Below are 13,977 nucleotides of genomic sequence, written 5' to 3'. Positions count from 1 at the left end.
ACATCACAGCGTCCTGTCCGAAAATGAGAGGGCATCAGTTTCTTTCATGCCTGATCGATGATAAATAGCGCTATCACTCTTTCAGTAATGACTTTAATCATGGATCTGAACGCTGTTCGCCTGCTGGTCCGCGTGGCTGAAACCCGCAGTTTCACCCGTGCCGCCGGTGACCTGGGGCTGACCCAGTCCGGTCTGTCCCGCGCCATTTCGCGCCTGGAAAGCGAGCTGGGGGTTCGCCTGCTGCAACGCAACACGCGCAGCGTCAGCCTCACCCCCGATGGGCAGATGTTGTACGAGCGCAGTGCACCGTTGCTGGCGGAATTGGCCGAAGCCGAAAAACTGCTGCTCGACCGGCGCAGCAACCCGTCCGGTCTGTTGAAGATCAGCACGCCGTCGCTGTTCGGGCGCAAAGTGGTGATGCCAGTGATAGGCGAATTGACCTTGCGTTACCCCGAGTTGCGCATCGAGGCGGTGATGACCGACCGCCTGGTGGATATCGTCGATGAAGGCTTCGATGCGTTGCTGCGTACCGGCGAGATCCAGGACCAACGCCTGATCGCCCGCGCACTGCCGCCACTGCGTTGGGTCACGGTGGCCGCACCCGGTTATCTCGCACGTTTCGGCACCCCGCACTGCGTCGATGACCTCAAGCACCACAACTGCCTCACCGTACGTAACTTGCGCAGCGGCCGTCTGGTGGACTGGCAGTTCATGATCGACGGCAAGGTGCAGGATGTAAGCGTCGAAGGGCGGCTGATCTTTGACATCGGCGATGCCCTGGTTGACGGCGCCGTGGGCGGTTTTGGCATCGCCCAGGTGATGGATTTTGCCGTGCGCGACGACCTCGCGGCCGGGCGCCTGGTTCCGGTACTGGAACACGTCGCCGGGCGCCGTCGGGCGATCTCGCTGGTCTACCCGCCGTCCCGGCAGTACTCACCGAAGCTGATGGCGTTCGCCGAAGCCCTCAGCCAGGCAACATGGTAACCCTGTAGGAGCCGGCTTGCCGGCGATGCGGCCTGTGGAATAGACGTACTCCTCAAGACGGTTATCGCCGGCAAGCCGGCTCCTACAGGGGGCGTCAGGCCAGGGTCTTGCCGGTGATCGGCTGGCCGATGGTCAAGAAATGCCCGCCCGCCACATGGTGCAAGGTGCGCAGTTCATCATGGCCTTCGAAGTGCCAACGACCGTCGCTGAATACGCGCTCATCGGCATAAGCCGCCACCACTTCACCGAGGAACAGATCATAGGTCTGCTGGTTATAGGGCTCGGGCAACAGACGGCACTCCAGCCAGGCAACGCAACCTTCCAGCAACGGCGCTTCGGTGTGTTCACCCTTGAACGTCTGCAAGCCGTAGGCGGCAAATTTGTCAGTGTCGGCGCCGGTGATGTTACCCACGGTTTGCACAAGGTCGGCCTGGGCCGCGCAAGGCACCTGGAGCACAAAGGTGCCGGCGCCCTCGAGCAGTTGGCGGGTCCATGTTGCCTTGTCCAGCACCACGGCGACTTTCGGCGGTTCGAAATCCAGCGGCATGGCCCAGGCAGCGGCCATGATATTGCGCTGGCCATTGTGCGCGGCACTCACCAGTACGGTCGGCCCGTGGTTGAGCAAACGGTAGGCCTTGGACAGCGGAACGGGGCGACGGTGGGTAGGGCTCATGGACGGTCGGCTCTTCATGCAAGAAAGCGCCTACGATACCTGAAGCCCCAGGCTCAACTCGACAGTTGGTTGGCGAACTGCCCCACCGCGCTGACGACCTTCTGCGCGCCGTCCTGGATCTCCACGATCACCGTGCCCGCTTCGGCCGCCAGGGCCAGGCCTTGCTCGGCTTGCAGGCGACCTTCAGTCATCAGGCTCACAGCATCGCGCGCCATGTCCTGGTTCTGGCGCACCACGCCGACGATCTCTTCGGTCGCCTTGCTGGTCCGTGATGCCAACTGCCGAACTTCATCGGCCACTACGGCAAAACCACGGCCCTGCTCACCCGCGCGCGCCGCTTCGATGGCAGCGTTGAGCGCCAGCAGATTGGTCTGCTCGGCAATACCGCTGATGGTCTTGACGATGGTGCCGATGACCTGGGACTGAGCGTTCAGCGCCTCGATGCCGTCGCCGGCCTGCTGCATGTGCTTGGCCAGGTCGCGCATCACATCCACAGCCTGGGTCACCACGGTGGTACCGCGCTGGGCGCTGTTGTCAGTTTGCAGCGAGGTGCTGTAGGCAATGTTCGCTGCTTCGGCGACCGCCTGTTCCTGGTTGACCTGGTCGGTGATCACTGTGGCGAACTTGACCACTTTGTACAGCCGGTCATTGGCGTCCAGCACCGGGTTGTAGGTCGCTTCCAGCCACACCACACGGCCATGGCTGTCGACCCGCTTGAAGCGCGCCGCGACAAACTCACCGGCGTTCAAACGCTTCCAGAAGTCCTGGTATTCGGTGCTGTTGTATTCCTCCGGCTCGCAGAACATCCGGTGATGCTTGCCCTGGATCTGCGCCAGACTGTAACCCATGCCGCCGAGGAACCGATCATTGGCGGTGAGCACGTGTCCACCGAGATCGAACTCGATCACGGCCGTCGAGCGCACCAGGGCGTTCATGAGGTTTTCATGCTCGCGGGAGGCCTCGATCGTGCGGGTTAGATCGCTGGAATAAATCGAAAAATGCTTGATGCGCCCATCGGAACTGCGCACCGGCTGCACAATCGAGCGCAGCCAGGCTTCCTGGCCATTGCCACGCATCAGGCGCACGGTGCCGGCGAAGTGTTCACCGCGCACCAGCGCGTTCTTGAAGCGCTGCTGGAACTCATCCCGACGCACATGGACGGGCTCCAGGTCTTCGATCTTCCGTCCCAGCAGTTGGCCGCTCTGATAGGCCAACTCCTGCAGGAAGTTGGCGTTGGCCCATTCCACCCGACCTTCGGCGTCCAGCGTCAGGCACAGCATTTCGCTTTCCAGGCTCTCCTTGACCTGATTCAAGCTGGACAATTCTTCGCGAAGAGCCGACAGCTCCTGCTTCAAACGGGTGTTGAACATGGGGCACCGATGGTCAAGTGGGGAGAGTGATCTGACCTGCATCGGCGCTGCCTGCGTTTTCTGAAGAGAGCTTTAGCCTCAGGTCCAACAATATTTTTGGATCCATTAGCTGCCGTTGTTTCGGCACACGCCCATCACTTTATATTCAAGGGTATTGAGCTTGCCGCTGGAGTCTTCATAGGTCATGCGCGACGGCACCGCGTTGCACGAACGGATCGGCGGCGTGACGTTGACCACCTTGGCAATATCCAGCTCCAGGCCATAGCGATACACCTGGACCTCGGGCGCCGGCTTACCCTTTTTGGCGGCATAGTCGGCCATGGCTTTCTCATTGCGCTCCATCATCAGCGCGAACGTACGATCGCCCCCGCCCTCGGCCAATACACCGAAAGACAAAACTGCAGTTAACACGCCCAGCGCGACGGTATAAAAGTTCATGGTTAGTTCCTCGGTTGAAATGTTCAGTGCCGAGACTAACCAACTGACCCTGACGCAATCTTCACCAGAACATTACTTATTTGTTAGATAACGGTGAGCTTCCAGAATTGTAATGTTCACGCCACTTCTTCGTTATCCACAGTTTGCAACTATCAGCCCGGGCCAGATCAATAAGAACGCCCACTCCCATAAGAAGCTGAACACTGCCAGTACCCAGGAGCGAACCATGCGTATCCGTCACTACAGCCTTCCCCTTTCACTATGCGCCGCCTTGCCCTTGGCCGCCGTGGCTGCGCAAGAAAAACCCGAGGGGTTTATCGAAGGCAGCAGCCTTAACGTGCTGGCACGTAATTTTTACTTCAACCGCGATGATCGCAAGGGCCAGTCCAGCCCCACCGGCAACGGCTACTCAGAAGCCTGGGCGCAGGGATTGATTGGGCGCTTCGAGTCCGGTTTTACCCAAGGCACCGTGGGGTTTGGCCTGGACGCATTCGCCATGGTCGGCGTGAAGCTGGACTCGGGCACCGGCCGCAGCGGTGGCAAAGGCTCGTTCGGCGTGTTACCGGTGGACAGTAACAACCGTCCGGAAGACAACTACAGCAAAGTCGGTGGCGCCGCGAAATTGCGTGTGCTGGACACCGTTATTAAAGCCGGCGATGTATTCCCGCTGACCCCGGTCGTGGCATACGGTGACTCACGCGTTTTGCCGGAAAGCTTTCGCGGCGTCACCGCACAAAACACCAGTCTTGAGGGCCTTAGCTTGCAGGGCGGACACTTGAGCGGCATGAGCCAGCCGACGCAAAGCGGCATGGACAAGGGGTTTGCCACCTTCTACGCGGGCCCGGTCGACTCGCCCTGGATCGGCTATTTCGGCGGCGACTACACCGTCAACAAAAACCTTGGTTTCAGCCTCTACAGCAGCCGCCTGAAAGACGCCTGGAACCAGTACTACGTCGGCAGCACCGCCAGTTATCCACTCAATGATGACGTCTCGCTGTTCGGTGACTTCAACTACTACAAGGCAGTGGACGAAGGTAAGAAGCTGCTGGGCGAGTTCGACAACGACATCTGGAGCGCCAGGCTCGGGGTGAAGGTCGGCGCCCACAGCCTGGCCGTCTCGCACCAACGCAACAATGGCGATGACGACTTCGACTACCTGCGCCAGTCGGACTCGATCTTCCTCAACAACTCGATCCAGTACAGCGACTTCAACTCGCCCAAGGAGCGTTCGTGGATGGTGCGCTACGACCTGGACATGCAGGCGTTCGGCATTCCCGGCCTGTCGTTCATGACCCGCTACGGCAAAGGCAGCGGCGCTGACTACAGCAACGCCAACGCGGTGTACATGCGTCGCGATGCGGCTGGCAACCCGCTCACCGACCAACGCCGCTGGGAGCGGGACATCGAAGCCAAATACGTGGTGCAGGAAGGCAGCTTGAAAGACTTATCGCTGCGACTGCGCCAGGCGACAGTGCGCTCTAGTGCATTTGAGTCGGACCTGGAAGAAGTTCGGTTGATTGTCGAGTATCCCATTGCAGTGCTTTAAGGGATGTCCATTACATTCACTTGCCGATGGCCTACATCTGTTTACAAGTTGAAGTCTGTCAGAACTGTAATATTGGCCTCACCTTCTCGTTAAGTTGCACTTTTTACACTGCACATCGAACACAACTCATCTCTGCGGCTTTTGTGTAGCTCCTTTGGAACAGAGATGAACTTTTTGCGCCCCGCTTGGGGCGTTTTTTTTGTGCGCAGAGTCAGTGACGAATCGTCGCACTCGTCTGACGCGGCTTGACCCTAAAGCTACTTCACGCTTCAGAGTTTTCCTACAGATTACTCAGCCTCGCCATGAGGCCATGCCCCTTTTCGTTTTCTTTGAAGGTAACCCCCCATGCGTATCCTTGTGGTTGAGGACGAACAGAAAACCGCTGACTACCTGCAGCAAGGCCTGACCGAAAGTGGCTATGTCGTCGATTGCGCCGCCAGCGGCATTGATGGCCTGCACCTGGCCAGGCAACACAGTTATGAATTGGTGATCCTCGATGTCAACTTGCCCAACACCGACGGTTGGGAAGTGCTTGAGCAACTGCGCCGCGACGGCAACCAGCGCGTGATGATGCTCACCGCGCGCGGGCGGCTGGCCGACAAGATCAAGGGCCTGGACATGGGCGCCGATGATTACCTGGTCAAGCCCTTCGAATTTCCCGAACTGCTGGCCCGCGTGCGCACTTTGTTGCGGCGCAGCGAGCACATCCCGTTGCCAGACGTGCTGCGCGTCTCGGATCTGGAACTGGACCCCCGCCGACACCGCGCCTATCGCGGCAATCGTCGGATTGACCTGACCACCAAGGAATTCGCCCTGCTGCACGTACTGATGCGCCAGGCCGGTGAGGTGATGACCCGCACGCAGATCATCTCGCTGGTCTGGGACATGAACTTCGACTGCGACACCAATGTGGTGGAAGTCTCCATCAGCCGTCTGCGCGGCAAGGTCGATGACCAGAGCGAGGTGAAGTTGATCCATACCATTCGCGGCGTGGGCTATGTGCTGGAGGCGCGCCCATGAAGACCAGCAGCCTGTCGATGCGCCTGGGGCTGACGGTGAGCCTGATGGGCGCGGGGTTGGTGGTGCTGCTGGCGAGCCTGGCGTACCTGGCCCTGACCCATGAACTGGACAAGCTGGCACGCAAGGGCCTGGAAAACAAAATGGAACAACTGGCCCATACCCTCAACCAGGGCCTCGATGAACACCGCATCACTAACCGCCCTCATTCACTGCTGGACCTGGTGATGGGCCACGACAACATCTACCTGACCATCCTCGGCGCACGGCCCGATGCGCCAGTACTGCTCAGCGTCGGCGCCAAGCCCCAGCAACCGCTGCTGCTCGACGTGCCCACCGGCAAAAACCTGGCCTACTTGAACTGGGTCGACGGCCAGGGCAATCGCATCCTCAGTGCGACGCGCCTGATGCCCTTGCAAGGCGGCGAATATGTACGCGTGCTGCTGTCGCTGGACCGTTCCGATGATGAGGCGTTGCTCAGTGCCTACCTGCGCTCCACGGTGATCGCCCTGCCGATGTTGCTGATCCTGATCGGCATGGGCGCCTGGTGGCTGGTGCAGCGCGGGCTCGCGCCGTTGCAACAGTTCAGCCGCGTGGCGGCCAAGGTCACGACCCAGGACCTGACCCATCGCCTGTCCCTGGACAACCTGCCCAAGGAGCTAGGCGAGTTGGCCGAGGGCATCAACGTTATGCTGCATCGCCTCGACGCCGGGGTGCAGCAACTGTCGCAGTTCTCCGACGACCTGGCCCACGAACTGCGCGCGCCCTTGACCAACCTGATGGGCAAGGCCCAGGTGACCTTGTCCCGCGAGCGGCCTTCGGAGGAATACAAAGCCGGCCTGGAATCCTGCACCGAGGAAATGGAGCGCCTGTCGCGGATTGTCTCGGACATGCTGTTCCTCGCCCAGGTCAGCCACCCCGCCGCGCGCGCCGGGTTTGCCCCGGTGTCACTGGCACAGGAAGCACAGCGGGTGATGGAGCTGTTCGCCCTTAGCGCCGAGGACAAACACATTACCCTGAGCCTGCGCGGCGACGCCTGGGTGATGGGGGATCGCCTGATGATCCAGCGCGCCATTTCCAACCTGCTGTCCAATGCCATTCGCCATACCCCCGAGGCTTCCAGTGTTTTGCTGCTGGTGGAAAGCTACGACCAGAGCGTGTCGCTGTCGGTGGGCAACCCGGGGCGTGGTATCGAAGCTCATCACCTGCCTCACCTGTTCGAACGTTTCTACCGCGCCGACAACAGCCGCGCCCGTGCTGAAGGCGGCACCGGCCTTGGGCTGGCAATTGTGCAGTCGATCATGCGCCTGCATCAGGGGCACGCCGACGTCAGCAGCCAGCCGGGCCGGTTTACACGGTTCAGCCTGGTGTTTCCTCTTCCTTGCGATGCGCCCACTGATACAACGCCGGCAGCACCAGCAAGGTCAGCAACGTAGAGGAAATAATCCCGCCGATCACCACCGTCGCCAGGGGCCGCTGCACTTCGGCGCCGGTGCCGGTGGCGAGCGCCATGGGGATAAATCCGAGGGACGCCACCAACGCCGTCATCAACACCGGGCGCAGCCGGGTCAGCGCGCCCTCATTGATCGCCATTGACAGCGAGCGCCCTTCCTCGCGCAGGTTGCGGATGAACGCGATCATCACCAGGCCGTTCAACACCGCCACGCCGGACAAGGCAATAAAGCCCACACCCGCCGAGATCGACAGCGGAATATCCCGCAGCCATAGCGCCATGATCCCACCGGTCAAGGCGAACGGAATGCCGGTGAACACCAGCAGGCCGTCCTTGAGGTTGTTGAACATCATGAACAACAGCCCGAACACCAGCAGCAGCGCCACCGGCACCACAATGCGCAAGCGCTCGGACGCTTCCTTCAACTGTTCGAACTGGCCGCCCCAGGTGGTCCAGTAGCCCGCCGGGACCTTCACCTGGGCGAGAATCGCCGCCTCAGCCTCTTCCACGAACGAGCCGATATCCCGCCCACGCACGTTGGCGCTGACGATCACCAGGCGCTTGCCGTTCTCTCGGCTGATCTGGTTCGGGCCGAGCACCAGGTCCAGGCTCGCCACCTGAGATAACGCAATGAAACCCAACTGGCCAGACGCATTACCCGGCACCGGAATCAACAGCCGCGACAGCCCATCGATATCGGTACGCAGCGCGTCGGACAAACGCACGACCATGTCGAAACGCCGGTCGCCTTCGTACAACGTACCGGCCTGACGCCCTCCGACGGCGACGGCGATGGTGTCCTGCACATCCCCCACGTTCAGGCCAAATCGCGCGGCCTTGTCGCGGTCGATATTGATGGTCAGCACCGGCAGGCCGGAGGTTTGCTCAACCTTGACTTCCGAGGCGCCATTGAGCTTTTTCAGCGTCTCGGCAATTTCCCCGGCGGTCTTGTTGAGCACTTCCATGTCATCGCCAAACACCTTCACCGCCACATCGCTGCGCACGCCGGAAATCAGCTCGTTGAAACGCAACTGGATCGGCTGCGACAACTCGTACGCACTGCCCGGCACAATCGCACTGGCGCGCTGGATATCAGCGATCAGGGTTTCGCGGGACTTCTTGGGATCCGGCCATTCGTCCTTGGGTTTGAGCATCACGTAGCTGTCGGAAATGTTCGGTGGCATCGGATCCGAAGCAATTTCCGCAGTGCCGGTGCGCGCGAATACCCGCTCGATTTCCGGCACCTGGGCCATCAAGATTTTTTCCAACTGCTGCTGCATCTGCACCGATTGCGTCAGGCTGGTGCCGGGCACGCGCAGGGCCTGCTGGGCAAAGTCGCCTTCGCTGAGGCTGGGGATAAATTCGCTGCCCATGCGGCTAGCGACTACACCCGAAGCGACGATGGTCAGCACGGCCAAGCCGAACACCAGCGGCCGACGCGCCATCACCCAATCCAGCACTGGCGCATAGATCCGACGCGCGCTGCGCATGACGATATTTTCTTCTTCCTTGACCTTGCCGGTGACGAACAGCGCAATCGCCGCCGGTACAAAGGTCACCGACAGAATCATCGCACCCAACAAGGCAATCACCACGGTAAACGCCATGGGGTGGAACATCTTCCCGGCCACGCCGGTGAGGGCGAAGATCGGCAGGTACACCACCATGATGATCAGTTGCCCGAAGATCAGCGCTCGCCTTGCTTCCTTGGCGGCGGCGAACACTTCGTGCAGGCGCTCGCTGCGCGTCAACAGTCGCCCGTGACGCTGCTGTGCGTGAGCCAAGCGGCGAATGGCGTTCTCGACGATCACCACCGCACCGTCGACGATGATGCCGAAGTCCAGCGCGCCGAGACTCATCAGGTTGGCGCTGACTTTGTTGGTGAACATGCCGGTGAAGGTGAACAGCATCGCCAGGGGAATCACCATCGCGGTGATCAGCGCGGCACGGATGTTACCGAGGAACAGGAACAGCACTGCCACCACCAGCAGCGCACCTTCGAAGAGGTTTTTCTTTACGGTGGCGATGGCCTTTTCGACGAGGTTGGTGCGGTCGTAGACGGTGACGGCGACCACGCCTTCGGGCAGCGAACGGTTGATCTCTTCGAGTTTTTTCGCCACGGCCTGGGACACGCTGCGACTGTTTTCGCCGATCAACATAAACACCGTGCCCAGCACCACTTCGCGGCCATTCTCGGTGGCGGCGCCGGTACGCAGCTCACGGCCGATCTCGACCTGGGCCACGTTGCGCACGCGAATCGGCGTGCCGTCCGAGCTGGTGATGACGATATTGGCGATGTCGTCGATGGACGCCAATTGCCCCGGCGCACGGATCAGCAGTTGCTCGCCGCTGCGCTCGATATAGCCGGCGCCGACGTTGGCGTTATTGCGTTCCAGCGCCGTGACCAGGTCATTCAAGGTCAGGTTGTAGGCGGCCAGGCGCTTGGGATCGGGCGCAATCTGATATTCCTTGGCGAAGCCGCCGATGGTGTTGATCTCGGCCACGCCCGGCACGTTGCGCAGTTGCGGTTTGATGATCCAGTCCTGGATCACCCGCAAATCCGTTGGGGTGTAAGGCGTGCCGTCGTCCTTGAGCGCGCCGTCCTTGGACTCGACAGTCCATAGGAATATTTCCCCCAACCCGGTGGAAATCGGCCCCATTGCCGTCTCGATGCCCAGGGGCAATTGCTCACGGGCGACTTGCAGGCGCTCATTGACCAATTGACGGGCGAAGAACAGGTCCGTGCCATCCTTGAAGATTACCGTGACCTGGGACAAACCGGAACGCGACAGCGAACGGGTCTGCTGCAAACCGGGCAAGCCCGCCATGGCGGTTTCAATGGGAAAGGTGATGCGCTGCTCGGTCTCCAACGGTGAATACCCGGCCGCCGCCGAGTTGATCTGCACCTGCACGTTGGTGATGTCGGGCACCGCGTCGATGGGCAGTTTCTGATAGCTGGCGATGCCGACACCGGCCATCAACAGCACCGCCAACAGCACGATGATGCGCTGCTCGATGGCAAATTGGATAAGGCGCTCAAACATGGGAAATCACTCGCGGAATCAATGGGCGTGTTCGGCCGAGCCTTTGCCCAGTTCGGACTTGAGAATGAAGCTGCCAACGGTGGCCACCTGTGCGCCAGCGTCGAGGCCCTGGCGTACTTCGACGTAGCCGTTTTCACTCGCGCCAAGCTCCAGGTGACGGGTGACAAAACCGTGCTCGGTGCGCACGAACACTGAGGGCTTGTCCTCGACGGTCTGGATCGCCTCCTGAGGGACGGTGACCTTGGCCTGGAACGTGTCGGCGGCCAGTTGCACGCTGACAAACAGACCAGGACGCCAGGCGTCGTCAGGGTTGGGCACACTGATGCGCACCGTCGCGGTGCGGGTTTGCTCACCGAGCAAATTGCCGACATACGCCACCGTCCCCTGGACTTCAGTGCCCATTTCGGTGGAGCTGACCTTGACCGGTTTGCCGACCCGGACCTTGTTCAAGTCCTTGGGAAACACACCGAACGTGACCCACACCTGGGACAGGTCCGAGAGGATGAAGGCGTTAGTCGTCTCACTCACGACTTCACCGACACCCAGGTGTTTTTCCACCACCACGCCGGCGAACGGCGCACGCAATTCATAACGATTGCCACCGACCAGCACAGCACTGCCACTGAGGGCGGTCATCTTTTGTCGCGCATTGTTCAGGGCGATTTCGGCTTCTTGCAGGGTTTGGCGCGCCAGCAAGTAATCCTGCTCGGCGGAGATTTTGTCCTGCCACAATTGGCGTTCGCGCTGCAAGGTGGTGCGCGCCAGCTCGACCCGCCGCTCGCTGGCCGCCAACTCGCTGCGCTGATCGGAAATCTGCTGGCTGGCGATCACCGCCAACAGCTCGCCCTTCTTCACCGACTGACCGAGGTTGACCTTCACCGACTCCACCACACCCGCCGTGCGCGGGAGGATGTGGGAGGTACGGTCCTCGTCGAAACGTACCTCGCCCGGAAGCACCAGCAAGGTGCTGACCGAACGCGGTTGAGCCTCAGCGATTTGAATGCCGGCGGCCTGGATCTGCTGTTCGGTGAGTTCGAGTTCGCCTTCTTCATCGGCCTTCGCAAAACCGGACAGCATCAGGCTCAAGGCGACGGCGAGTGCCACGCCGTGTCTGTTGTTCATAGAGGACTCCAAAGGAAATCAAAAGCGGGCGAGGTCGCCGTAAATCCGTTCGATACGCACCCAGGCATCAGTGGCCTGGGCGGTGGCGGTGAGGTACTGCGTGCGCGCCGCGATCAGGGTGCGCTGGGCATCCAGCACGTCGAGAAAGCCGAACTTGCCCATTTCAAAACCGCGGGTGGCGCTGTCCACCGCGCTTTGGGCGGCGGGCAGGATCTGCTGATTGAACGCGCGCACTTCGGTATTCGCGGACTGCCACAGGTCGAGGGCCTGGCGGGTTTCGGTACGCAGGCGCAACTCGGTGGCGTTACGCAGATCGCGAGCCTGGTCGGCACGACGAGTGGCGGCGAGAACGTTGCCCTGATTGCGGTTGAACAACGGGATTGGCATCGACACCCCCACCAGGTTCACCCGCTCACGCACGCTGGCGTCGTACTGGCTGCCGATGGACACGTCGAGATCGGGAATGCGCTGGGCTTTTTCCAGGCCAACGCTGGCTTCGTTTTGCAGGATGCTCAGTTCGGCCAGGCGCAACTCGGCGGTCTGCTCAAGGCGCGCCAGCAACTGGGTGGCTGACGGCACGGTCGGTGCGGACAGGTTTTGTGTGGCGACAGCCTGGAAGTTCGGCGCGGCGCTGCCCGTGCTGGCGGCCAGGCGACGGTAGGCATCGGCAAGGCCAATTTGCGCGCGGTCAAGTTCCAGGCGAATCTCCGAAACTTGCACTTGGGCTCTTGTGGCTTCCACCGGCGAGGCTTTGCCTGCTGTCACCCGACCGTTGGCGACGACCAAGCCCCGTTCGGCCACGGCCATGGAACGCTGCGCCAGGTCGAGGCGTTCCTGGGCACGCAGAGCGCCGTAGTAGTTGTCGATGACTTCGGCGCGCAGGGTGTTGCGACGCTGCTCCAAGGTCAACGCGGCGGCGTCCTGGACGCGGGACGCCACATCGATGCGCGCCCCCCGTTTGCCGCCCAGCTCCAGGGCCTGGCTGATCTTGATGCTGGTGGTGCGGGAGTCACGGCGAGTGTCCTCCACATCCCATGAGGCCACCGGATTGGGAATCAACCCCGCTTGCTGACGACCACCCTGGGCAATGTCGATCTCCCATTGCGCGGCCGCCAGGTCCGGGTTGTTGGCGAAGGCAGTTTGCAGGGCCGAGTCGAGGGTGAGGGTTTGTGCCTGGGCAGCGCATGCGGCAGCCCACAATGCCGCCGCCCCCAACAGTGTTCTAACCGAAAGTGCCATAACGAAAGTTCCACGCCCATGAAGTCGCTGAGGTTTCCCAGCGGGGGCAATGTAGCGTTCGGTACTTATCAGGGCGGTGGGCAGAACATTACAAATCCGTTAGCCAGGATCAGGCATGCACTTCGTCATGCTCGTCATGCTGGAAGCCCTCCCCTTCGACCTGAATAGTGGCGTGGGAAATATCGAATTGTTCATGCAGTAATGCCGTCACTCGTCGCAGAATCTGTTGCTCGGAGCCCTGGGCCGCATCGGCGACCAAGTGAGTACTCAACACATTTTTGCCGCTGGTCAGGGCCCAGATGTGCAGGTCATGCACGTCCTTGACCCCCGGCACGCGGCGAATGTTTTGTTCGATCTGGTCGATATCCACGCCGTCCGGCACGCCTTGCAGCAGCACGTTCATGCTCTCCTTGAGCAACGTCCAGGTGCGTGGCAACACCCAGAAACCGATGGCCGCCGCGACCAACGAGTCGACCCAGCCCCAGCCGGTGAACATGATCAACACCGCCGCAATAATCACGCCGATGGAACCGAGCATGTCACTCCACACTTCCAGGTAAGCGCCCTTGACGTTGAGGCTCTCGCCGCTGGCCGCGCTGAGCAGGCGCATGGAGATCAGGTTGACGATCAGCCCCAGCACCGCAATCAACAGCATGCCGGTGGACTGGATTTCAGCGGGCGCCTGTAACCGTTGGTACGCCTCATACAGGATGTAGAACGCCACGGCGAACAACAGCAATGCATTGAACGCTGCGGCCAGGATCTCGAACCGCGCATAGCCGAAGGTGCGCTTGCGGTCGGCCGGGCGCTTGGCAATCTGGATGGCCACCAGGGAAATCGCCAGGGCCAGGGCGTCGGTCATCATGTGCGCGGCATCGGATAACAGTGCCAGGCTGCCGGTGACGAAGGCCCCGATCACTTCGGCAATCATGAAGCTGCCAGTCAGGCCCAAGGCGATCCATAGCTTGCGTTCGTGGCCGGCGCGTACTTGGGCGTGGTTGTGTCCTGCGCTCATGCGGAGTGCTCCTGATCTGTTGTAGGAGCCGGCTTGCCGGCGATAGTGATGTTGACGGTAGGCGTCGAGCTTACGG

Annotated in this window: 10 protein-coding genes and 2 pseudogenes; 4 read left to right on the top strand and 8 right to left on the bottom strand. The window is 61.1% G+C overall.

The window, feature by feature from the left end; all coding sequences use genetic code 11:
• The first annotated feature begins 99 nt into the window (after positions 1 to 99).
• On the top strand, positions 100 to 984 hold the full coding sequence (locus tag ACP7C6_RS22115) for a LysR family transcriptional regulator (RefSeq protein WP_426109243.1): 885 nt from the start codon (positions 100 to 102) through the stop codon (positions 982 to 984).
• A 94-nt stretch (positions 985 to 1,078) separates the two neighbouring features.
• On the opposite strand, the gene ACP7C6_RS22110 is transcribed toward ACP7C6_RS22115, so the two are convergent.
• The 4 genes and pseudogenes from ACP7C6_RS22110 to ACP7C6_RS22095 all read right to left on the bottom strand — a co-directional run bounded on the left by ACP7C6_RS22110 (position 1,079) and on the right by ACP7C6_RS22095 (position 3,465).
• Complete coding sequence (locus ACP7C6_RS22110; protein WP_426109242.1) at positions 1,079 to 1,657, bottom strand: flavin reductase family protein; 579 nt, start codon at positions 1,655 to 1,657, stop codon at positions 1,079 to 1,081.
• A 53-nt stretch (positions 1,658 to 1,710) separates the two neighbouring features.
• Positions 1,711 to 2,142 (bottom strand): annotated as a pseudogene (locus ACP7C6_RS22105) (methyl-accepting chemotaxis protein); the annotation flags it as partial.
• Positions 2,143 to 2,298: 156 nt separating this feature from the next.
• A pseudogene (locus tag ACP7C6_RS22100) lies at positions 2,299 to 2,937 on the bottom strand (PAS domain-containing protein); the annotation flags it as partial.
• Between the two features lie 195 nt (positions 2,938 to 3,132).
• A complete protein-coding gene (locus tag ACP7C6_RS22095) occupies positions 3,133 to 3,465 on the bottom strand; it encodes a DUF2790 domain-containing protein (protein ID WP_028618701.1) in 333 nt (110 codons plus the stop codon).
• A gap of 226 nt (positions 3,466 to 3,691) precedes the next feature.
• Here ACP7C6_RS22095 and ACP7C6_RS22090 point away from each other — a divergent pair, with 226 nt between their 5' ends.
• From ACP7C6_RS22090 to ACP7C6_RS22080, 3 genes are all read left to right on the top strand, one after another.
• Positions 3,692 to 5,011: an OprD family porin gene (locus ACP7C6_RS22090; protein WP_028618700.1), complete on the top strand. Its 1,320-nt coding sequence runs from the start codon at positions 3,692 to 3,694 to the stop codon at positions 5,009 to 5,011.
• Positions 5,012 to 5,356: 345 nt separating this feature from the next.
• A complete protein-coding gene (locus tag ACP7C6_RS22085) occupies positions 5,357 to 6,031 on the top strand; it encodes a heavy metal response regulator transcription factor (protein ID WP_028618699.1) in 675 nt (224 codons plus the stop codon).
• On the top strand, positions 6,028 to 7,464 hold the full coding sequence (locus tag ACP7C6_RS22080; protein WP_028618698.1) for a heavy metal sensor histidine kinase: 1,437 nt from the start codon (positions 6,028 to 6,030) through the stop codon (positions 7,462 to 7,464). Before ACP7C6_RS22085 ends, ACP7C6_RS22080 begins: the two co-directional genes overlap by 4 nt.
• Here the strand turns inward: ACP7C6_RS22080 and ACP7C6_RS22075 are convergent.
• The 4 genes from ACP7C6_RS22075 to ACP7C6_RS22060 all read right to left on the bottom strand — a co-directional run bounded on the left by ACP7C6_RS22075 (position 7,388) and on the right by ACP7C6_RS22060 (position 13,901).
• On the bottom strand, positions 7,388 to 10,525 hold the full coding sequence (locus tag ACP7C6_RS22075; RefSeq protein ID WP_308908315.1) for a CusA/CzcA family heavy metal efflux RND transporter: 3,138 nt from the start codon (positions 10,523 to 10,525) through the stop codon (positions 7,388 to 7,390). The genes ACP7C6_RS22080 and ACP7C6_RS22075 overlap by 77 nt on opposite strands.
• 18 nt (positions 10,526 to 10,543) lie before the next feature.
• Positions 10,544 to 11,647, bottom strand: a complete 1,104-nt coding sequence (locus ACP7C6_RS22070) for an efflux RND transporter periplasmic adaptor subunit (RefSeq protein WP_305383493.1) — start codon at positions 11,645 to 11,647, stop codon at positions 10,544 to 10,546.
• 18 nt (positions 11,648 to 11,665) lie between these two features.
• A complete protein-coding gene (locus tag ACP7C6_RS22065; protein ID WP_068932644.1) occupies positions 11,666 to 12,886 on the bottom strand; it encodes a TolC family protein in 1,221 nt (406 codons plus the stop codon).
• 109 nt (positions 12,887 to 12,995) lie between these two features.
• Positions 12,996 to 13,901 (bottom strand): cation diffusion facilitator family transporter, encoded by a 906-nt coding sequence (locus ACP7C6_RS22060; RefSeq protein WP_311894455.1) that lies wholly within the window; start codon positions 13,899 to 13,901, stop codon positions 12,996 to 12,998.
• Positions 13,902 to 13,977: the final 76 nt, after the last annotated feature.

This window comes from Pseudomonas sp. TWR1-1-4, from assembly GCF_049897165.1.
GTDB lineage: Bacteria > Pseudomonadota > Gammaproteobacteria > Pseudomonadales > Pseudomonadaceae > Aquipseudomonas > Aquipseudomonas canadensis.
This window is presented reverse-complemented; position numbering and strand designations above follow the sequence as displayed.

What these genes read in the sequence shown, in the direction of transcription:
- ACP7C6_RS22080 (WP_028618698.1), top strand. Translation starts at nt 6,028, where the DNA reads ATGAAGACCAGCAGCCTGTCGATGCGCCTGGGGCTGACGGTGAGCCTG.
- ACP7C6_RS22070 (WP_305383493.1), bottom strand. Translation starts at nt 11,647, where the DNA reads ATGAACAACAGACACGGCGTGGCACTCGCCGTCGCCTTGAGCCTGATG.
- ACP7C6_RS22095 (WP_028618701.1), bottom strand. Translation starts at nt 3,465, where the DNA reads ATGAACTTTTATACCGTCGCGCTGGGCGTGTTAACTGCAGTTTTGTCT.
- ACP7C6_RS22090 (WP_028618700.1), top strand. Translation starts at nt 3,692, where the DNA reads ATGCGTATCCGTCACTACAGCCTTCCCCTTTCACTATGCGCCGCCTTG.
- ACP7C6_RS22115 (WP_426109243.1), top strand. Translation starts at nt 100, where the DNA reads ATGGATCTGAACGCTGTTCGCCTGCTGGTCCGCGTGGCTGAAACCCGC.
- ACP7C6_RS22075 (WP_308908315.1), bottom strand. Translation starts at nt 10,525, where the DNA reads ATGTTTGAGCGCCTTATCCAATTTGCCATCGAGCAGCGCATCATCGTG.
- ACP7C6_RS22085 (WP_028618699.1), top strand. Translation starts at nt 5,357, where the DNA reads ATGCGTATCCTTGTGGTTGAGGACGAACAGAAAACCGCTGACTACCTG.
- ACP7C6_RS22065 (WP_068932644.1), bottom strand. Translation starts at nt 12,886, where the DNA reads ATGGCACTTTCGGTTAGAACACTGTTGGGGGCGGCGGCATTGTGGGCT.
- ACP7C6_RS22110 (WP_426109242.1), bottom strand. Translation starts at nt 1,657, where the DNA reads ATGAGCCCTACCCACCGTCGCCCCGTTCCGCTGTCCAAGGCCTACCGT.
- ACP7C6_RS22060 (WP_311894455.1), bottom strand. Translation starts at nt 13,901, where the DNA reads ATGAGCGCAGGACACAACCACGCCCAAGTACGCGCCGGCCACGAACGC.